Raw genomic sequence first — 21,901 nt, forward strand, 5'->3', positions numbered from 1 at the left:
CCGCTCCGCGTCCGTGCCCGCCCCGTCCGGCAGAAGGTTGCCCGCACCATGTCGATCAAGCCCTCCGAGGACGTCTCCAAGTTCTTCTCGTTCCTCACCGGCATGCCCTGGCCGCAGGCGGACGAGGACCTGATGCGGAGCGTGTCGGACAACTACAAGGGCATGGCCGCGGACCTGGACACCCTGGCCACGTACATCGCCCAGCTCGTCCCGAGGGTCAAGGAGGACTTCGAGGGCGAGGCGGCGGATGCCTTCGTCGCCTCCATGAGGGACCTCATCGGCGGGGTGACCGGGTCGAACATCATGCAGCAGACGAGCGAACTGGCGCTGCAACTCGGGGACGCGGCGCGGAACGTGGCCAACCAGGTCGAGTACACGAAGATCATGGCGATCCTCCAGATCGTCGAGCTGATCGTCCAGATCCTGTTCGCCATGATCTTCGGGCCGATCACCTTCGGTGCGACCGCCATCAACGCGGCCCTCCAGTTCGTGGTCGTCCGCGAGGGCCTGCGCAACGTGCTGTCCTTCCTGCTGCGGACGATCCTCACGCAGACGTTCATCGGCATCACCGCCGGCATCTTCCAGGACATGGTGATCCAGCTCTACCAGCTCTCCTCCGGCCACACGGACAAGTGGGACAAGGAGCACACCCTGGAAGCCCTCAAGGGCGGGGCGCTCAACGGGCTGGTGGCCGGGCCGCTGGAGATCATCGGGCACTACGGCGGTCAGTTCCTCGGCAAGCTGCTCGGCAAGGACGCCGGCGCGGTCATCTCGAAGAAGATCGACGACTCGCTCACGGGCAAGCTGGGCAAGGAGATCGCCGACGCGGCCAAGGAGAACGCCTCCAAGACGACGGGCAAGGGCCTCGCGAAGGAGGAGCTCAACAGCGCCGCCAAGAAGGTCCCCACCGAGGTGCCGACGGCGTCCCCGCGCAACGCGGTTCCGGGTGCGGTAAATCCGGCGACCGCAGGGGCGAAGAGCGGGACGAAAACCGTTTCGGGCGCGGGCGCGAACGCCGGCACGGGAGCGGGGAAGAGCGCGGGCAAGGGTTCGGGCGCGGGGGCGGGCACCGGCACGGGTACGGGCGCCGGGGCAGGAGCCGGCAAGGGCACCGGGAAGGGCGCCGGCGCGAGCACCGGGTCGGGAACGGGCAAGGGTGCCGGCGCGGGCACCGGCACGGGCTCGGGAACGGGCAAGGGCGCGGGCGCCAGCACGGGCACGGGCACAGCAGCCGGCAAGGGCGCCGCCGCCGACGGGGCTGCGGGCGCGGGCAAGGGCGCCGCGAGTGAAGCCTCCGGAGCGGGCGCCAAGAACACCGGTACGAAGACGGCGTCGGGAGGCCTGGACAGTCCGAGCCCCCAGACGGCCGGTGGCAAGACCGCCGGCGACGCGGGCAAGGGCTCGGCACCCGGCACCCGTACCGCCTCCGAAGGCCTGGACGCCCCGAAGGCGGGGAAGGCGGCCCCGGAGGCTCCAAGCGCCACCGCAGGAACGGCCGCGAAGGACACGGCGAGCGGCGCCGCGGGCGGAGCCACCAAGGCCGAGACCAAGATCGCCACCGCCGGAGGAACCGCGAAAGAAACGGCCAACAGCGCCGCAGGCGGAGCCACCAAGGCCGAAACCAAAATCGCCACCGCCGGAGGAACCGCGAAGGAGACGGCGAGCGGCGCCGCAGGCTCAGCCGCCAAGGCCGAGACCAAGGTCGCCGCCGAAGGGGCCAAGGCCGGGGCGGAAGGCACGGCCGCGGCCGGGGCCAAGGCGGCCGGCCCGGACATCACCAAGCTGCTGTCGACGGACGCGGCACGCAGCGGCTTCGCGAAGGACGTCGGCAAGCTGCTGGGCGCGGCCAGCGGGCAGATCGAGCACGGCTTCCTCCGCCACGGCAAGGGCACGATCTCCCAGAAGGTCTCCGACCAGATGGGCGAGATCTTCGAGAAGCACCTCGCCAAGGGGGGCGACGCCGCCCTGAAGACCGAGATGCACGAGCTCGGCAAGAGCTTCGGCAAGACCTTCAACGAGAAGTGGGGGCGTCTCGCCGCCGACCACACGGGGCTCGGCGAGGCCCTGGAGAAATCGCTCGGCAGACTCTCCGGAAACGAGGGTCTGAAGAACCTCGCGCGCGACCTTCCGGACCTCTTCACCCCCTCCAAGATCACCGGAAACGCCTTCACCCAGCCGTTCAAGCGGATGTTCCAGACCACCCCGCTGCACGGCAACCCCATGTACCAGCTGGGCATGGCGGTCACGGCCAACCTCAAGGACGGCGTCCAGAACAACCTGAGCGAAGGCTTCTACAACCTCATCTTCAGCGAGGAGCACGAGTTCACGACCACCTGGTCGACGTTCGTCTCCGGCATGGCCATGGGGATGATCGGCAAGTCGCTGCACAAGCTGTTCGAGCCGGCCATGAACCGCTACGCGGAGTGGTTCGCCGCCCACCAGTCCAAGGCGAACCCGAACGACAGCAAGTACTTCGGGGCTCTGCACCCGCTGAACATCGTCTCGTTCCTGGCCAACATGAGCGGCCACCAGGCCCCCTACCCGGTGCCGCGGCCCACCTCGTTCGCGCATGACGTGACCTTCAAGCAGCAGGCGAAGGACATGGTCGAGTGGGTGTTCTCGCACCCCTTCACCGGACGCTCCTTCTTCGACAAGCCGCTGCCCGTCCTGACGCCCGAGCACGACGCGGACCACAACCTGGGTGACACGCCCGAGTCGGACGACGTCGCGGACGTCCTCACGCCGAAGCCGCCCAAGACCCAGAGCGACGGACCGGCCTCGGACGAGGACCCGAAGGGCAACGGTGACGGCGACGGCGACGGCAAGGGCGAGCGGTCCGGCGAGGGCGCCACGGACGAGGGGTCCGCGGCACAGACCGCTCCCGGCCGGGCCGTGACCGGCGACGGCGGGGAGTTCGTCCTGCCCCCGCTCGCGGAGTCCAAGCCGTTCCGCACGATGTTCGCGGACGACCCCCGGTTCCACCCGGTCGGGGAGGACGACGGTGCGGCCCGGCCGGGTACCGAGAGCGGGCCGGCGCGGGACCACGACCCGACCGAGGACGAGAACGCCACCGCCCCGGCGAAGAAGGACGACGACGCGCGGGAGCGGCCGCTGCCGCCGCTCCCGACGGACGCGACGGACACGAAGGACACGAAGGACACGAAGGACACCAGCGACGAGGGTTCCGCGTCCGCCCCGCCCCGTACGGACAAACCACTGCCTCAGAGGCCGCTGCCGTCCCTGCCCACCGGCGCGACGACGCCCACGGCCCGTCCGCTGGACGGTGACGCCGATCAGCCCAACGTCCGGCGCGGCCAGCACATCGCGATGGACCGCATCGTCGTCAGGCCCGTCACGTCCACCGGGGAATCGTCCACGCAGGCCGCCGTCCGTCCCGCCCAGGAGGGCGCGCCCGTCCCCGGCGGCCCGGTCAGGACGTCCACCGAGGCCGCCCCGCCGCCCCCGGCCCGTCTGCTCACCCGTCCGATCAGGGACGCGAACGGCGAGGAGGTGGGCCTGTCGTTCCACCACGAGCCGGACTGGAAGCTGCGCGAGCAGTCGCTGGACCGGTTCGGCGGAGCCTCCGGCGTGTACCAGGTGCACGAGCGGAACGCGGGCTACGACCAGACCCGGCCGTTCGACTGGAGCGGAGGCACCGAGACGGTGCTGGGTCAGCAGGCCGGACGCCAGAGCGGCGGCGACCTCGCGGCTCCCTGGGCGGGCGGACCGCAGCCGTTCTTCCTCAACCTGCACAGCAGCGGCGCGGGCGTGAAAGTGCTCGCCCCCGGCGACCACGACTACCGGACCGTGACCCTGAAGGACTTCGGCACGCAGATCAAGGACCGCGTCAGCATGCTGCCCCCGGGCGCCCCGCTCGTGCTGACCGCCTGCAAGATCGGAGGGAACACACCGGAGCTCCAGCAGTTCGCGGACATCACGGGGCGCAAGGTGTACGCCTCGACCGTGCAGACCTACTCCGCCGTGCGCCCCCGGACGGGCTCGGACGAGTCGGCCGTCGGCGCCGACCGGTACGAGGGGGTCATCGCCCTGGTGAGCGACCCCGACGGCGCCACGGCCGAATGGACCTCGGTCGAGCCCCGTCCACAGGCCCCCGAGGCGGTCGCCGGACCAGTGATCGCGCCGCACACCGGTCCGCTGGACCCTGCGGACGCGCGCCGGTTCGTCCGCGCGCTCGCCGACCCCGACGGCGCCCAGCTGGGCTTGGCGCTGCCCGACCGGCTGCCGGTGGCGGGACTGCACGAGCGGCTGCGGTCGCTCACCACCGACACGGCGGCCCTCGATGCCGCACTCGCCGACCGGCTCGGACCGGACGGGCTGAAGGCCGTACTGCCGTACCTGCTGCACAGGGACGGCTGGCCCGTCCCCTCCGAGCTGCTGGGCGGCCGCGACGTCCGGCTCCGGCTGCGGCTGTCCGAGCCGCGGGAGGCCCGCCTGCTCGGCAGGGATCACGGGGCGCTGCCCGAGACCAGGGTGGAGCGGCGTGCCGGCGCCTCCAACGAATCCTCGCAGGGGATCAGCGGTGGCAACCGGCGGCGGCTGGCGGGTACGTACGGTGAAACGGAACCCAGAGCCGATGCCGGCGTGCTGGCGAAGGTGCCGTGGAGCGTCTCGGTCTCGGCGGTGCACAACGAGCTGGCGCTCGGCCAGAACCTCGCCCAGGGACATCAGGCCGTTCAGGCCCTGCGCAGCAACGAGTCGTCGACTCCGTACTCGTACAAGGCGACCTGGGTGATCGAGACCGGCGACGGCCGCGACGCGGGCGACGGCGGGACCGGTCGGGACGGCGAGGCCGGCCTCAACGGCGAGAGCCACCCGACGGTCACCGAGGCCGAGCCGCTGGCCGTGTACCTTCCCAACCACCTGCTGACTGCGGTGGAGGGCGAACACGTCCCGGCCACCGCGGCGCAGTTGCGGACCACTCCGCTGTGGGCGGTCGCCGGGATCGGCGAGCCGGGCGAGCTCGCCCGGCTGGTGAAGAGCGGGTTCGAGCAGAAGCTGAACACCCTGTCGCCGGAGTCTCTCGCCGAAGTGCACCACTGGACCTCGGAGGAGTCACTGCGCGGCGGCCTGCCGATCGCGGTGTCCGGAGGGTTCTTCTCACCGGTCCTGCACGACACCTCCGGCCGGGCCATCGGCTTCTTCGGCCTCACGGCAACGGTCACGCCGGGCTCCGACGTCACCGCGGTCACCCGTTCCATGAACCTGGAGTCGCACAACACCCGTTTCAACCGGTACACCGTCAAGTCCACTCTGACCAGCTCCCTCGCCCTGGAAGGCGGCGCGCAGGGCAACCTCACCTCCGCGACCGAGGCCGGCCATCCGGGCGCGGCCACCGCCCTCGGCGGGGCGTTCGGCGGCAAGTTCGGCGGCAAGTACCAGGCGAGCGAGGACTTCTCGACCGGAGGCGGCGCCCAGCAGAGCCAGAACCTGCGCAGCGGCGCTGCCCACCTGCTGGTCGACGGCACGGCCCGGTTCACCCTCACCTTCCATGACGGCGCACCGACCGAAACGCGGCGACCGGCGGAGCACATCGACCACCCCGTTCCGCTGACGCTGTACGTCCCCGCCCGCGACACCCTGGACCTGAATCCCGACGGACCCGGCAGGAGGCGGCTCCCGCCCGAGCTGGAACGACTGGAATCGCTCGGCATCTCCGCCACCACCACCCGGGTGGAGGGCACGACGAGGTACTTCGACCGGGCCATCGCCGAGCTGACGGAGCGCCACTACCTTCCGAACGCCTCGTCGACGGGCGACTCCGGCGGTACGGCCTCCACCGACCGGCGCACCCAGCTCATGAACCTGCACCGTCTCAAGGCGGCCTGGAGCGAGTTCGCGCTGCGCGGCGCCGCAGGCGAGCTCGTCGACGGCGGCTATGTCGTACGCCTCGACGACCCCCGCCCCGGCCACACGGGGCAGATCCAGGTGCGCCTGACCGCCGAGCGCGCCGGGGATCCCGCGTACCTGGGAACCCTGTCCAACGAGCACATGGCCCTGTCCAACTCCGTCAGCCACAGCCTCCCGGCCTCCGGCCAACGGACGACCGCACCGTCCCTGACGGTCAGCGGCACCGTGCAGGGGAACGTACCGCTGGTGGGCACGAACTGGCAGGCCCAGGGCTCCTTCGATCCCGCGTACACCCGCACCTGGGGCACCGTGCGGGGCTGGTCCACCTCGGTCAGCCACGACCAGCAGGTGGTGACCAAGGAAGGCGTGGCCCTCTTCGACGTACCCGTCACCTACCGCCTGGACATGTCCGACGGAGGGCCCTGGCAGCCCGTCGTTCCGACGCCGGACTCGGCCACGAACGCGTCGCCCGCCGTGATCACACTGGCCGTGGCCCACGACCGTACGACTCCGGAACCCGACGCGGTGGCCGCTCCGCCCGCCGGGCCGACGCCCGCCGCACCGGCCGCGCCGCGCGCCGCGAACGAGATCCTGCGGTCCGCCGACACGATGGACACGCACCTGGACAGCCTGACCGGTGCGGGCCTGCTGCGCCCCGGTGTCGTCCCCCTCCCCGGCGACGCCGTCGTGGAACACGTCCGCGGGGCGCACGTACTGCAGGACGTCGTACGGGAGATGCTGCACGGCGCCCCGCGGACGCGTCCGGAGGCCGCCGTCGCGGCCCCCGCCGCGCCGCACGCCGCCACCGACCTGGAGGCTCAGCGTCCGCGACCGGCCGACCGTCAGTGGCGCGAGCGCTTCGGTCTCGCGCCGTCCGACGGGACCGGGGACGCGGCGAGTCCGCTGGCCGAGGCCACCGCGGGCGGTGCCTTCTCGATGCGGAACTGGCTGAACGGGAAGCTCCTCGGCGACGTCCTTCCGCCCGGTCACGTCCTGCTGGACAGCCAGCTGACCGCGACGGCGCTGCTGGCCCGCGGGCACCAGATCTTCGGCGGTACGTACGTGGTGGAGCACGCCACCAGCTACGGCACGGCGGTCGACCACCACATGTCCCTGGAGATCAAGGGATACCTGCACGCCTCCGGAGCCGAGGGGACCCGGTTCCCCATCGTCCACGAGGGCTCGGCCGGCGCCCTCTACACGGAGGTGGGTGTGACCCACGCGGACAGCGGCACCGCGGGTGACACCACCACGAACGGTGTCCGGGGCGGCGCCAGCCTCGCCTTCAAGGACACCGGCCCGCAGGCCCCGGCGAATGCGGGAACGCCCTCCGTCGGCTACCAGTACGCCCCTGACACCGTCACCGCTTCCTCCCGGACGACGGCGCTGGCCGCGGCCCAGGTGCCCACCGACACCGGTCGCCACCACCGCGTGCGGCTGAACGCCACCTACGAGATCACGCTGCGGCAGGGATGGGGCAACGGCGTCACCAACATGCTGGGGCTCGGGGAACGTACGACGGTGCGCCGGGTCGTCGTCATTCCAGGATCGGTCGGCATACTCCTCACCCCGGAACAGCTCCAGCGCCACAGCGCGGAGTTCCGGGACGCCGGACTGGCCGTCGACACGCTGCTCCCCCAGGACGGGCCGGCCGGCGCCGGCCGGCGGCTCCCGGACCGGTTCACCGGACCAGGGCACATCGGCCAGGGTTCCGTCGACGAGGTGACCGTGCGCCCGCACGCCGAGGGGTACGACGCCCCGGGCCGCGAGCGCGAGCCGGTGCGCCGGCGCCTCGTCGACCTGGTCGACGAGATCGCCCCCGGCGCCCGCATCCCGGGACACCTCTCGTACGTCCTCGGTCTGGACACCGCCGTGGCGGGCCTGGCCTCCCCGGCAGCCATACGCTCGCTGCCCGCCCGGCACCCGGGCTCGATGAAGGTCTCCTTCGAGCACCACGACCGGATCGGCGGCAACCTCGTCGAGATCAGCGTCCACGCGAGGCCGGGTGAGGGAGCGGAGAACGTAGCCGGTACCGAACTCTCCAAGAACTCGGGCCTCGAGAACCAGACCCACCTGACGCGTACCACCGTCGAGGCGAACCGGGGCACCACCACGGCCCACGCCTACTCCCTCTCGCCGCAGTTCACGTATCCGCTGGAACCGGCGGGCCCGATGAACGCCCGCAGCGGCGTCGCGCTGACGGGCGGCCACGCGGGAGTGCTCACCCAGCCCACCACCCGCTTCTCCGAGGCCCGCACCTGGCTGCGCACCGATCACGTCGTCCAGTTCACGGGCGTACCCCTCGAGTACGCGGTGTCGGTGCGCCGGACGCCTCTCCACCTGGACCCGCTGAACGCGCTGGGCAACCTGGTCACCAACCTGTCGGGGCGCCCGCGCGAAGCCAGCCGGCCCCTGGAAGCGCGGGCGGTCCTGCGCTTCCCCGTCGTGGACACCCGCCTCGTCGGGGGTGACCCGGGTCCGGGAACCTGGCGGCCCGGGCTGCCCCTGCTCCCCGCCCCCGACGCCGCGGCCGGCCCCGACGCCGCGCACGTCCCGTCGACGACCGCCTTCGTGCCCGTACGCAACTTCGCGAGCCGGGACTTCAGGCTGCTGTCGGAGCCGGAGCCGAACCCGCGGACCGACAGGTACTTCTTCCCGACCTCCACCACCCATCAGCTGGCTCTGATCGACGGGCTGGTGCGCGATCGCGGGGGCCGGACGTTCGACGCCTCCGAGGCCGCGGCGCTGGCCGGCATCATCTCGATCGACGGCGGGACCCACCTCGGCATCCGGCTTTCGAACCCGGTGGACGTCGGCCAGGCCACCAGCGCCCCGGACCCCAACCGCAGCCGGAGCCTGGCGATGGACCTGGGCAGCCGACAGGGCACGTCCAGTTCGGCGTCCTCGGCCCCGCGCACCCAGTTCGGCGCCGACGCCGTCCAGCGGTTCGGCTCCTCCGGGGTGACCCTGCCGATGTCCGGGCCCAACCTCCGGCACAGCGCGACGAGCGCCGCGTCCTCGCTGTCCCTCGACATCGTCAAGGTCGGCAAGACCGACGCCCCCGCCCCGCCCGTCGACCCCCTCGCCGTGCCCGGCGCCCCCGCCCCCGCCCCCGTGCCCGACCCCAGCGCCCCCGTACAGCACGTGGTCCGGCTCGACGCCGAGATCACCGGCACGGACGCCGGCGGCCGGGCCGTCCCGCCCGTGCGGGGCCGCGTCGAGATGCTGGTGACCGAGGAGGACCTGCTCGGCCACGGCCTCTTCGGCCGGTCCTCCCGGGGCCACGTCGACCTGCACGGCATCCGCTACGCCGGCGATCCACGGGCCGAGGTCCCGATCGCCGAGCAGATCACCCGGCTGCGGGCAGCCCTGGACCAGCCGGAGGGGACCGCCCGGCAGGTGTGGTTCGCCGCCGGCGACCACCGCCAGAGCGCCGACGCCCTGTACGTGGCCCACCGCACGGCCATCGGGCTGGGCCGCCCGGTGGAGCTCGTCCTGCGCGGCGACCACGGAGCGGAGTCCTACCGCTTCGACGCGCGGGGCGATCTGGAGACGGGGCAGCCGGAGGCCGCCCGGGCGCTCCGGGAGCTGTTCGACCAACACGACACGGCCGACCCGCAGGCGCTCGCGGACGCCGCCAGGACGCTCGCCGAGGCCCGGCGCGCGGCGGGCGAGTTCTCCGGACGGCCGCTGGCCGCCGAGCTGGTCGCGGAGGTCTTCGACGCGGCCGATCCGTGGGAGGTGCTCAAGTCCACCACCGAGACGCATCCGGTGGTCCTCAACCAGCCCGGATACGCGACGGGCGACCAGTTCGCCATCGCCGCGACCCTGCGCAACGTCCCCCGGCTGCACGTCGCGATCTCCCAGGGCGCCGTCGGCGAGAACGGCAGGCCGCTGGAGCGCGAGGACAAGGCCACCGACATCCGCGACTTCTACGTGGCCAGCGGCATCGACGCCGACCGGATCCACCTCGTCAAGGTGAACGACCTCTGGGACGACAAGAAGTCCACCGAAATCAAGATCAACAGCCTGATCAGGCTGCTGGGGGTGAAGCACGCGTGGTCGCAGTCCGGGGACGCCGCGGACACCCTCGGGGCGCACCGCGCCGCGCTGACGAAGGTGGCGAAGATGTACCTGGAGTCGGAGCTGCGGCCACCGACACGCCCACCGCTCCAGGGGGCCCCGCGCCCTGTCGCCGATCCCGAGGACCTCAACCGCCTGCTGCGGACGGCGGGCCTGGTGCCACCCGTCGATCCCGCGGGACTTCACCCCGCCGAGCAGACGCTGCTCCAGACGATGGCCGACCGGTGGGACGGGCTGAACGACGAGATCGCCCGCGTTCAGCCCCTCGCCGACGACACGCAGCTGGCCGGCGCGCTCACCATGAGCAACACCCAGCTCAAGCGACGCAACCTGCCCATCAACGCCGGTACGAACTATCTGGCCGCCACCCACAGCGAAGCGATCCGCAAAGACATCCGCCATTCGTGGGGGGTTTCCTCGAGGGCGTTCCCCACGACGGAACACCCGCACGTGAGGACGTGGCTGGAGGCACATCACGTCCCGGACCTCGCGGGCAGGGAAGTCATCGTCCTGTGGTCCCGTTTCAGCGGGAAGAGCGGTGGCGCTCACCTGGAACACGACACGAGCTTCACCGGCGTCCGCCAGATCATCGAAAGGGTCGCCGAGACGGCCGCCTCTTCACCCACTACCCGTCAGCCGTTCGTCCTGATCGTCGGTGACCGCCACGCGGACCCCGTCCACGAGGGCAAGTACGCCGAGATGGCCCGCGACCTGAGCACCGACCACGTGTCCGTCCACGACCTGACGGCGTTCTGGCGTCCCGGGAGCGAGGAGATCGGCACGGCCCTGCGCGGCTGGGGCGGCCACACCCGCACCGGCCAGTTCAAGCTGTACGAATACCTCGACCGCGAAGCCGATTCGGCGCGGCACCTGGGCTTCCGCAGCGGCAACCTGGAGGCCATGGCGATGCTCGGGTACCGGGTCAAGTACATGGAGGAGCCGAACAGCATCGGCACCGTCCGCATGGCCGCCTGGAACACCCAGTCCGGGACCGGCACGACCAAGCTCGGCGGCATGTCCATCGGATACGAGCTCCTGAACGTGAGCGCTTCCCCCACCCGCAGTGGAAAGTTCTTCGAGGCGGGGGTCCTCGCCGACGTGAAGGCCCGCGTACCGGGCGCGGACCAGTCCAATACCCCGCCCTTCATCTACGCGAACCGCCAGCCGGGCGGTAGCGGTTGGCCCATGGCCGATGACGCGAAGGCAGCGCACAAGGGGGACCTCGACAAGGGATTCACGAAGAACGACGTAAACACCATCGTCCGTTTCCTCCTGGACACCGACCCCAAGCCGGAGGGAAGCCCGGCGGTCTCCCCGCCCAAGGCATACGTCTTGGACGGCGACGAACCACCCGTCGAACCTCCCGCGGCCCCCGGGCCTCCCACGCCTCCCACGCCTCCCACGCCTCCCCTGCTGTCCCTCGCGCCGTCCGCCGGTCCCCCGGTGACGGAGCTGGGGTACCGCCCGGCCGAGCCCGCGTACCACGTCGTCTCGGAGGTCCTGAAGTCGGACATGAAGAGGCCGGGCGCCGCCGCCGACCTCATGAAACGACGGGATCTGCGGGTGACCGAGTACGAATCGCCCCGGGGCACCGTGCTCAAGGTGGAATCCCTCGCCCACCGGAGCGACGTGCGCGTCGAGACCCTGAACGGCAAGGACTACGTCCGGCTCTTCCAGACCGTCTACGCACCGGACGGGGTCGGGCACAAGGACATCCACCAGACCGCCGACGGCGAGATCAGGATCCTGCCCGACACCAAGGACATGTGGGTCAACGCGGGCCGGCCGTGGCGGGCCCTCCACTACATGCGGACCTACCGCAGCCAAGGACACGACCGGATCACCAGGAACGCCGAGGGCTCGCACGGCAAGCCGATCGTGCGCTCCTTCCTCGTCCCCGTGGAGACCTACCACCGGCTGACCTCCGGGGCGATCGAAGAGGCACAGGTCAGCGGGCTCGGCAACGGGCACGCGCTCAACACGGACCGGAACAAGGACTCCGACCAGTACCTGATCCGCGACTCCGGCGTCGAGGAGATCCGCAACGACGCGCTGCCCGGCTCCCTGCGCACCTACGTACTGGACCAGTACCGCGACGAGTACCTGCCGGGAACGCGCGACGGCGAGGTCCGGACGCTCAGCGACATGCTGGACGAGCTGTCCCTGCCCGAGCTGCGCGACATCCCCGAGCTGGCACGCCCGCTGCCGAACGAGTCGCCGCTCGCGGACCCGAACGGCCTGCCCGTCGTCCCGAACACCAGCCCGCCGAAGGCCGGGCACGTCCAGGCCCACCTGGTGCCGTCGCTGAAGGCGAACGACCGGGCCGTGTCGAAGCACGTGGAACAGCTGCAGCAGCTGCACGACCTGCTGGGCCGACCGGATCTCCTGAGCGGCGGCCCCGCGGACAGGGCGCCGGCGCAGGCACAGTTCACGAGGCTGGCGGGCAAGCTGATCACGGACCGCTTCCCGGAGTCCGATCAGGAGCGCCGTGCGCTGCGCGCGCGGATCAACCGGGCGGCGAACTACTCGTACATGCCGACCGTCATCGAGGCCGTCTACAAGGAGGCCGTCGCCGCCAAGTTCGGCCGGGGCGGCTCGCTCAGCGAGTGGGCGCACGCGCAGGACTTCCCGGAGCGGACCCTCACCTGGACGGAGAAGGAGGTCCGCCCCGATCCGGCGGACCCGGCGGACGGGACCGGGACGGACGGGACCGGCACGGGCGGGAGCGAGACCACTGCCCCGGCCCACGGGAAGGGGACCGACGCCGAAGGCGCCGGCGAACGACGGGCCGACGCCGACGGGCGAGGGGCCGACGACGTCATCGTGATGCCGTCGGACCTGCGCTCCTTCCCCCGCGACATCGGGAGCGACTACCCGGCCGCACTGGCGAACGCGGTCCGCACGGCGCGGGACTCCGCGCACGCCCCCTCCGCCGAACACCCGGCCCGTACGTGGCGGAGCGAGCTCGTCCAGACCGCCCGGGACGCCGACCTGGCCAGTGCCACGGGTACGCGGCCCGACAGCTTCGTCCAGTCGATCCAGGACGTGCTGGGCGGCGGCTCGTCCCAGGCCCACACCCCGCAGTACCGGGCGCGGCTCATCCTGGACCGTCTGGCCCAGGACCCCGCCGACGGCGAGGCCATCGCCCTGGCCAGTACCATCGCGGCGCGCGAGTTCGACGTCACGATCGTCTACGTGGCCCGGGACGGCACCTCGCGCAGCTTCGGGACCGGGGGGACCAAGGTCTTCCTCGTGCACGACGGGAGCGACTTCCGCTGGTCCGTCGTCCGGCCCGTACCGGTCGCCTGACAGACTCCTGCGACCCGCCCCTCCCCTCCCTCCCCATCGACCCCTTCAACAGTTCGAGGACCCCATGAGCGACACCCCCGACCCGACGCCCGAGGCCGACGCGGCTGCCGCCGGCACCGCCGCCACCGCCGGCACCGAGCTGCCGCCCGTGCCCGAGGACATCCGCGAGGCGGCCCGGCAGGCCCCCGAGCACTGGCTGGCGGTCATCGACCCCGCGTGGGACGGCGAGGAGACCCCGCCGGTGTGGGCGGTGCGCGGGCAGTGGCGCTCCGACGCGGCCGGGGAGGTCGTGGAGTGGCAGGAGAACCCCGAGTACCGGCCCTCCCCCGAGAGCCTCGGCTGGCCCGAGCCCACCGACGCGCTCGACGCGGCCGTCCAGCTCTCCGCCACCGGGTACGCCTCCGCCGATGCGGTGTCGGCCGCGCTGGCCCGGGCCGCACTGGCCGTGCACACGACGGCCGACGGCCGCCCGGTCACGGCCGCGGCTCCCGACGGCACCCCGGTCGTGCCCGTGTACTCCGCCACCCCGCACCTGGAGGTCGCCGGACGGTTCGCGTACCAGGTGCTGCCGCTGACCGAACTGGCCGAACTGCTGCCCGCCGGCCACGAGCTGTACGTGAACCCGACCGCCGGTGTGGCCATGCGGATCGAGGACTCCGTCCTGGGCGCGGCCCTGGAGCTCGCCCGGCAGGAGCCGCAGGCGGAACGGGCGCCGGAGGAGGAGCCGGAGACGGCGGAGGAGCGGGAGCGCGAGCCGGCGGAGGAGCGGGAGCCGGAGCGGGAGCCGCAGGGACGGACGGACGGCGGGGCGGCTTCCGAGCAGGAGCCCTCGGCCGTCGCCCCGGCGCCCGAGCCGATCGCGCCCCTCGCCCCGATCCGCGTCACCAGCGACGGCCCTCCCGCCGAACGCTGACGTACGGCCGTGAACCCTGCGGGGGTGCCCATCCGTCGAGCCGTATAGGGGTCTGACGGCGCACGGAGGGGATGAGCGGTGGAGCAGAGCGGACGGCCGAACGGCGAGGGCGAAGCAACGGCTACGGAAGCAGGAGAAGGAGCCACGGGGGTGTGGGTCGGAGGCATCCAGCTTCCGGCGGTCGCCTGGGCCGCGGAGGAGCCGGAGGCCACCGCCCCCTCCTCCTCCGAAGCCCCCGAAGCCCCCGGCACCGCCGGAACCATCGAAGCCACCGAAGCCACCGGAACCGCCGAAGCCACCGAACCCGAAGCCGCCGAACCCTCAGCCCCGGCTGGAGCGTTCGTCCTGCCGATGCTGCCCGGCCTGCCCGGGACCGAGGCTCCGCGGGCCCCGCAGGCGGCGCCCTCGGCCGCCGTCTCCGGATCCGTCCCCGAGGCCGGAGCCGAGGCGGAAGCCGAGGCCACCCCCGAGGCCGAGGCCGAAGCCGAGACGGCCCCGAGTCCCGTGCTCGGAGAGCCCGTACCCGCCTCCGCGGAGACCGTCGGCGCGGCCGAGGGCGGCGCGGCGGACGGACCGCGCCCCGGCCGGGTCTCGAAGCCGGTGGTGGCGGCGGCCCTCGTCGGCGGGCTGGTCCTGGTCGGACTGCCGCTGGTGCTGTCCCAGCTGGGCGGTGGCGGCCCGCAGCACGGGCCCGACGCTCCGCCCCCGGCCGGGATGAACCGCGCCGCGGGCGGCCCCGACGGCTTCGTGCCCGGATTCGACGACCGCGGCAACGCGGTGCCCGAGGCCGGCCTCCAGGCGGGCAACCCCTCGCCGGGGCAGGGTGACCCGAACGCCGCGGGAGGCGCCGCGGGCGACGCGGGCACGCAGAACTCCGTCGACCCGCACATGAACGGTTCCGTGCCCCAGGGCGGCAGCGGCCCGGCCTCGGGCGGCACCGGATCCACCGGCGGCGGCGGCTCTAGCAGCAGCGGCTCCGGCGGCGGCGGGGGGAGCACCGGCGGTGGCGGCACCGGCGGCGGTGCCCAGCCCCCCGCACCGGGGCAGCCCAACGCCGGCGCCCCGCCCGCCGCCGCGAAGACGTACCAGGCCGTCGCGGGCGCCGGGTGCTCGGGCAGCGGCACCGGCTACAGCCAGAACGGCTGGTTCGACGACGGACAGGCCGGGTGGAAGACGTACTCGGGCGGCTGGGGCGGCGACGGCTGCAACGGGCGGTTCACGGCCATCCCGATGTCGGGCGCGCCGAAGAAGGACAACGGCAACTACGCGCTGTGGACCTTCCGCACCGGCCAGGTCTCCACGGGGCGCTGCCAGGTGTCCGTGTACATCCCGAACAACAAGGACATCAAGGCGGTCGGCGGGGCGCCGGCCTACTACACGGTGCAGAACTCCCTTTCCGCGGGCAGCGGCACGATCAGCTCCTTCAACATCAACCAGCGGACCCAGCTGGGCAGTTGGTACAACGCAGGCACGTACGACGTACGGGGCGGCCAGTTCGCGGTGATGCTGCACGACCGCGGCCAGGACTGGACCGGCAGCGGCGACAAGACGTACGCCCACAACGCGGCGGCCGCCGTACGCGTCTCCTGCACCGCCTAGCACCCTCCCCCGCGCACCCCCTCCTCCCCGCCTGCTCCACCGAAGGGATCCTCCAGAGATGTCGCGCCCTGTGCTGACCGTGTGCGCGCAGTCACGAAGTGGCTCGTACCGCACCATCGGCGAAGCCCTCCGCGTGGCGCGCAGCGGCGCGGTGATCTCCGTACGCCCGGGTCTGTACGAAGAGAACCTGGTGATCGACAAGATGGTGACGATCACCGCGGAGGACGCCAGGGGCAGCGTCAAAGTGGCACCCCGCAGCGGCGCGGTCGTCCAAGTCATCGCCGAGGCGGTGCAGTTGACCGGTCTGGTGCTCCAGGGGCACGACGACGAACTGCCCACGGTGGACGTACCCCGCGGTCAGGCCGCGTTGCAGGACTGCGAGGTCGTCGGCAGCTCCTGGACGGCGCTGCTCACCCGCCAGCAGGGCACGCTCGCGATGCGCGGCTGCCGGGTGGTCAACCCGGCGGGCGCCGGCATCGTGGAGACGTCCACCGGCGCCAGCGTCATCGAGGACTGCGTCATCGAGCATCTGGGCACCTCGGCGGTGGTGATCGGGGAGCGCGCCAATCCGACGATCCGCAACTGCGTGCTGCGCGACGCGCGCGGAAACGGCGTGTGCGCGAACGGCGAGGGCCGGGGTTCGGTCGAGGACTGCGAGATCTCCTCGACGGACAAGCCCGCCGTGGCACTCGAGGAGAACAGCGCTACCCGCGTGCTGCGCACGACCGTGCGGGACTGCGTCCTGGGCGTCTACATCAGCTCGGCCTCCCGGGTCCTGTTGGAGGACTGCACGGTCACGAACACCGCCGGCCACGGGATCGCCCTCTCGGGCGGCACCGATCCGGTGCTGCGGCGCTGCCGCACGTCACGGACCAAGGGGGACGGCATCCACGTCACGGGACGCTCCCGGGGCGCCTTCGAGGAGTGCGAGGCCAGCGGCGCGGAGGGCGCCGGGGTGCGGGTCGACGAGTCGTCGAGCCCCTCGTTCAGCCGGGTCTCCGTACGCGACTGCGGGCCGGCGGGCGTGTGGCTGAGCGGGGACAGCGCACCCGACTTCGACCGGCTGGAGGTGCGTGACGGGATCGGTGCGGGCGTGCTGGTGACCGACGGGGCCAATCCCATGCTGCGCCGTCTGACGGTCCTGGACGTGCGCGGCCACGGTGTGGAAGTGACCCGCAACGGCCGCGGCCGGCTGGAGGGTTCGCAGATCGGCTCCACCGGGCAGTGCGGGATACGGATCTCCGAGGGCGGCCACGCCTACGTCGGTGACACCTCGGTACGGGCCACGGGCGCGGCAGGAGTGTCGGTGGGCGGTGGAGGCGTCGCCTCGCTGCGCGACTGCGATCTGGCCGAGTCGGTGCAGGACGGAGCGGTGGTGGAGGACGGCGGCGAGCTGACCGCGACGCGCACCCGGGCCCGCGCCAACCGCCGCCACGGCTTCACCGTGGCCCCCGGCGGCCGGGCCACGCTCACGGCGTGCGAGGCGGCCGAGAACGCCCACGACGGCATCCGGGTCGACTCGACGGAGGCCGTACGGGTGCACGACTGCTCCGTCGTCGGCAACCGGGGGTCTGGGCTGCGCCAGACCAAGCCGGGTACGCGCCTCGCGGTGGAGAACCTGACCAGCCGGGCCAACGAGATGCCGGACGCGCACGGCTCGGCGACCGCCCCCGCGGACGGCGGGTCCGCGCAGGAGGGGGCGAGCGAGCCGGGCGGGGCGGCGGGACCGGCGCAGCCGGCCGTGCCCGACGGTCCTCAGGCGATCCTCGGCGCCCTGGTCGGACTGGCCGGGGTCAAGGAGCAGGTGGAGACGCTGGTCAACTTGAACAAGCTGGCCAAGAGGCGGGAGCTGGCCGGGATGCCCGCGCTCCCCATGAGCAGGCACCTGATCTTCGCGGGGCCGCCCGGGACCGGCAAGACGACCGTGGCCAGGCTGTACGGGACGATCCTGGCGGAGCTGGGGGCGCTGCGCAGCGGGCACCTGGTGGAGGTGGCCCGCGCGGACCTGGTCGCGTCCATCATCGGCGGTACGGCGATCAAGACCACCGAGGTGTTCAAGGGGGCCCTGGGCGGGGTGCTGTTCCTCGACGAGGCGTACACGCTCTCGCAGGGCGGCGGCGGTACCGGTCCCGACTTCGGCCGGGAGGCGATCGACACCCTGGTGAAGCTGATGGAGGACCACCGCGACGACATCGTGGTCATCGTCGCCGGGTACTCGGAGGAGATGCGCGGGTTCCTGGACTCCAACCCGGGACTCGCCTCGCGCTTCAGCCGTACGGTCGACTTCGAGAACTACTCGGACGCCGAACTGACCACGATCGTGGAGATGTCGGCCCACGGCCACGGCTACGAGCTGGCCGAAGGCACCCACGAGGTCCTGACCCGGCACTTCGGGGCGATGGCCAAGGGCGCGGACTTCGGCAACGGCCGTGCCGCCCGCAAGGTCTTCGAGGAGATGGTCGACCGGCAGGCCTCCCGGCTCGCGGGGCTCGCGGAGTTCGGCAACGCGGACCTGGCGCTGCTGCTGCCCGAGGACGTGGCGGCACCGGCACCGGACGCGCCGGCCGGCGGCGCGCCCCGCACCGATCTCCTCGATCAGCTCGGGGCGATGATCGGCCTGTCGGCCGCGAAGGAACAGGTCCAGGACCTGGTCAACCTGATCAAGCAGGTGAACCGGCGGCGGGAGGCGGGTCTGGCGACCGCGACCATCAGCCACCACCTGGTGTTCGCGGGCGCGCCCGGTACGGGAAAGACCACGGTGGCGCGGCTGTACGGGAAGCTCCTCGCGGAGTTGGGCGTGCTGCCCGGCGGCCAGCTGGTGGAAGTGGCGCGGGCCGATCTGGTGGGCCGCTTCGTGGGCCACACGGCGCAGCTCACGAAGGAGGCCTTCGACCGGGCCCGGGGCGGAGTCCTGTTCATCGACGAGGCGTACACGCTGACGCCGCGCGGTGGCAGCGGCAACGACTTCGGACAGGAGGCCGTGGACACGCTGATGAAGCTGATGGAGGACCACCGCGACGAGGTGGCGGTGATCGTCGCCGGCTACTCCGACGAGATGGAGGGCTTCTTGGCGTCCAACCCGGGTCTCGCCTCGCGGTTCTCCCGGCAGGTCCTGTTCGAGCACTACTCGGACGCCGAGCTGGTGGAGATCGTGACGAAGCAGGCGCAGGCCGCGGGCTACGTACTGGCGCCGGACACCACCGCCGCGCTCCTCGGCCTGTTCGCCGCGGCGCCGCGCGACCGCACCTTCGGCAACGGCCGGTTCGCCCGGCAGACCCTGGAGTCGATGATCACCCGCCAGGCGGGGCGGCTGAGCCGGCTGGAGGTCGACGACCTGTCGGAGATCAGCCTGCTCCTGCCGTCGGACCTGCCCGTGGGCGCGCGGACGGGCAGCGCCGCGTGAGGGCGGGTGCCGGCGCGCTCCGCCGTACCCTCACCGCGGCGAGCCTGGCCGGGGTCTTCGCGGTGTGCGGCGCGTCCGGGGCGCTCACGCTGTTCCCGGGGGCGGGGCCCGCGCGGGCGGACGCGGTACGGGCGCGCTCCGACGCGGAGCCGGATTCGCTGCCGGGCATGACGCAGACCCTGGCCGACGTCCGGCAGGCCGGGTGCCGCAAGGGGTCGGACCGGGTCAGCGGCCGGGTGCCGTGGGCGCAGGCGTACCTGCGCCCGGACGCGGTGTGGCCGCTGACCGAGGGGGAGGGCGTACTGGTGGCCGTGGTGGGCTCGGGCGTGGACGACACGGCCGGGGTCCTCGGCGGTCGGCTGCAGGCCGGGCCCAGGTTCCACGACGCGGGGCCGGGTGCGGACTGCGTGGGCCACGGCACCTTCGTGGCCGGACTGATCGCGGCGAAGCGGGGTCCGGGCACCGGGTTCGCCGGGATGGCACCCCGGGCGCGGATCCTCTCCGTCACCGTCACAGACGCGGCCGGAAACACCGATCCCGACCTGCTGGCCCAGGGCATCCGGGCGGCGGCCGACGGGGGCGCCCGCGTCATCGACGTGGCCGCCGTCACCCCTGCCGCGGGCGACTCCCTCGCGGCGGCCGTCTCGTACGCCACCGCCAAGGGCGCGCTGATCGTCGCCCCGGCGGCCTCCGACACGCAGGGCAGCAAGGCGCCCGTGTATCCGGCCGCGTACCCCGAGGTGCTCGCGGTGACCGACAGCGGGCCGGGCGGGGCGCCGGCGCGTTCGGCCTCCACAGGCCGGGTGGACCTGGTGGCGCCCGGGGACTCCGTGCTGAGCACGGGCCCCGCGGGCAGCGGTCACTTCACCGCGTCGGGACCGAGCTACGCGGCCGCCGAGGTCGCCGGCGCCGCGGCGCTGGTGCTCGGCTACCGGCCGGGCCTCACCGTCAGCCAGTTGGTCCACCGGCTGCAGTCCACGGCCTACCACCCGGGGACGGCCCTTCCCGACGCGCGGCTGGGCTACGGCTCCCTCGACCCGGTGTCCGCCACGACCACCGTGCTGCCGGAAGAGGGCGAGCTCTCCGTACGGACCCCGGTCCGGCAGCACCTGGACATGCCGGACGCCCCCGGCGACGGGGGCGCGCGGGCGGCGTACGCGGTCACGGGCGCGGCCTTCGCCACGGTGCTGGCCGCGGCCGCCATCGGGTACGCGGTTCCCCTGGGCCGGCGTCGCGGTTGGCGGCCGGGCCGCTATGGGGAGCGCGGTGCGGGAGCGGGTGCGGGAGCCGGTGCGGGAGCCGACGGGGGCCGCTAACGCGCGGTGCGGGCGGCGTTAGGCGGGGTTTAGCGGAACGTTTCCGGGCGCTGACAGGCTCCGTCGAAGCCCCTCCCCACCCCCCCTGCCCGGGAGCAGAGCAGTGACGACATCCATGTTCGACCGCACCGACACGGACACGGCGGCGGCCCCCCTGGACCAGGACACCCTGGACCAGGACACCCTGGACCAGGACACCCTGGCGGAGCTGTACCGGCTCCACGCCCCCTACTTGCTGCGGGCCCTGCTCAGGATGGCCAACGGTGACCGCGGCAAGGCCGAGGACATCCTCCAGGAGACCTTCCTGCGGGCCTGGCAGAACCCGCGGGCGCTGGCGCGCGGACCCGAACACGGCCGCCCCTGGCTGTTCACGGTGGGCCGGCGCATAGCGATCGACCACTTCAGGATGGCCGCCGCACGGGTCAAGGAGGTGGGCGACGAGGCCCAGGACGAGCGGGCGGACACGCAGGACCCCTACGACGAGGTCATCACTGCCCACGACGTGGCCCGCACCCTGCGGAGGCTGCCGCCGCACCAGCGGGAGGTGCTGGTGCACCTGCACTTCCACGACCACACCGCCGCCAGGACCGGCCGCGTCCTCGGCGTCCCCACGGGCACGGTCAAGTCCCGCAACTTCTATGCCGTACGCGCCCTCGCCCCCCTCTTGGAGGCGCGCGGTCTGGCCCCCGTCAACCACCGATCGACCCGTTCCCGGTAGCGGAAGCGGAAGCGAAGGAGAGTCATGGCCTGGTATCAGGGACACTGCCTCATCACAGTGATCGGCGTGGACGCCGACTGGCCCCAGCGGACGGTGGTGACCGTGCACGGGAGCCGGACCCGGCTGGTCATCCCGGGCGTCGTGGGAGCGACCCAGATCGTCGACGCGCCGAGCTGGGATCTGGCGCTGGAGCACCAGTACGACAACGAGTGGCGCCCCAACGTCCGTGCGGTGACGAGCCGCTGGCAGAGCGTGGACGGGGTGGAGAGCCAGGTGGTGCGCAGCAAGGACCACGACTGGCCCGGCCGGACGCAGGAGCGCAACCTGGTCCTGCGGATCGAGCGCATCGGCGCCGGCCAGACCCTTCACCACACCCTCGTGGACTCCGTCCCCAAGGGGACTCCCGCCCGGGTCCCCTCCGTCGGTGCCGACGGAGCCCTCGCGCCGGCCGCCGGCGCCCGGCCCGCGTCGTCGAGCAACGGGATCCCCGCCTCCGGCGCCGTACCCGCCCGTCCCGCGACGACGGCCGGCGCGGGTGCGGCGTCCACGGGTGGCGCGTCCACGGGTGGCGCGTCCACGGGTGGGGCTTCCACGGGCACGGCCCCCTCCGACCGCGGCTACCCCACCACGTCCTCGCACCCGACCACGTCCTCGCACCCGACCTTCAGGCCGAGGTGAGCGGCCGGGGTACC

General features: G+C 72.9%; 7 protein-coding genes. All 7 read left to right on the plus strand.

Annotated features, from left to right (window positions below):
- Nucleotides 1-48: 48 nt before the first annotated feature.
- The 7 genes from ACWF9Z_RS15775 to ACWF9Z_RS15805 all read left to right on the plus strand — a co-directional run bounded on the left by ACWF9Z_RS15775 (nucleotide 49) and on the right by ACWF9Z_RS15805 (nucleotide 21,887).
- Entirely contained in the window at nucleotides 49-13,260 is a 13,212-nt protein-coding gene (locus ACWF9Z_RS15775) for a WXG100-like domain-containing protein (RefSeq protein WP_453602469.1), read from the plus strand.
- 64 nt (nucleotides 13,261-13,324) lie between these two features.
- The gene (locus tag ACWF9Z_RS15780) at nucleotides 13,325-14,173 is read left to right on the plus strand and encodes a type VII secretion system-associated protein (protein WP_453602470.1); all 849 of its coding nucleotides are present in this window, start codon (nucleotides 13,325-13,327) and stop codon (nucleotides 14,171-14,173) included.
- A 150-nt stretch (nucleotides 14,174-14,323) separates the two neighbouring features.
- Nucleotides 14,324-15,772 carry a hypothetical protein gene (locus ACWF9Z_RS15785; RefSeq protein ID WP_453602472.1) on the plus strand — a complete coding sequence of 483 codons (1,449 nt, stop codon included), beginning with the start codon at nucleotides 14,324-14,326 and terminating at the stop codon, nucleotides 15,770-15,772.
- A 58-nt stretch (nucleotides 15,773-15,830) separates the two neighbouring features.
- Nucleotides 15,831-19,175 (plus strand): right-handed parallel beta-helix repeat-containing protein, encoded by a 3,345-nt coding sequence (locus tag ACWF9Z_RS15790; protein WP_453602474.1) that lies wholly within the window; start codon nucleotides 15,831-15,833, stop codon nucleotides 19,173-19,175.
- Nucleotides 19,172-20,491 (plus strand): S8 family serine peptidase, encoded by a 1,320-nt coding sequence (locus ACWF9Z_RS15795; protein WP_453602476.1) that lies wholly within the window; start codon nucleotides 19,172-19,174, stop codon nucleotides 20,489-20,491. Before ACWF9Z_RS15790 ends, ACWF9Z_RS15795 begins: the two co-directional genes overlap by 4 nt.
- 103 nt (nucleotides 20,492-20,594) lie before the next feature.
- Nucleotides 20,595-21,209 carry a sigma-70 family RNA polymerase sigma factor gene (locus ACWF9Z_RS15800; RefSeq protein ID WP_453602477.1) on the plus strand — a complete coding sequence of 205 codons (615 nt, stop codon included), beginning with the start codon at nucleotides 20,595-20,597 and terminating at the stop codon, nucleotides 21,207-21,209.
- 24 nt (nucleotides 21,210-21,233) lie between these two features.
- Nucleotides 21,234-21,887, plus strand: a complete 654-nt coding sequence (locus ACWF9Z_RS15805; protein WP_453602479.1) for a hypothetical protein — start codon at nucleotides 21,234-21,236, stop codon at nucleotides 21,885-21,887.
- Nucleotides 21,888-21,901: the final 14 nt, after the last annotated feature.

It is taken from the genome of Streptomyces sp. NPDC054961 (genome assembly GCF_053609145.1).

Bases quoted from the DNA above. Each gene is read 5' to 3' on its own strand.
- ACWF9Z_RS15780 (WP_453602470.1), top strand. From the start codon at position 13,325: ATGAGCGACACCCCCGACCCGACGCCCGAGGCCGACGCGGCTGCCGCC.
- ACWF9Z_RS15790 (WP_453602474.1), top strand. From the start codon at position 15,831: ATGTCGCGCCCTGTGCTGACCGTGTGCGCGCAGTCACGAAGTGGCTCG.
- ACWF9Z_RS15775 (WP_453602469.1), top strand. From the start codon at position 49: ATGTCGATCAAGCCCTCCGAGGACGTCTCCAAGTTCTTCTCGTTCCTC.
- ACWF9Z_RS15805 (WP_453602479.1), top strand. From the start codon at position 21,234: ATGGCCTGGTATCAGGGACACTGCCTCATCACAGTGATCGGCGTGGAC.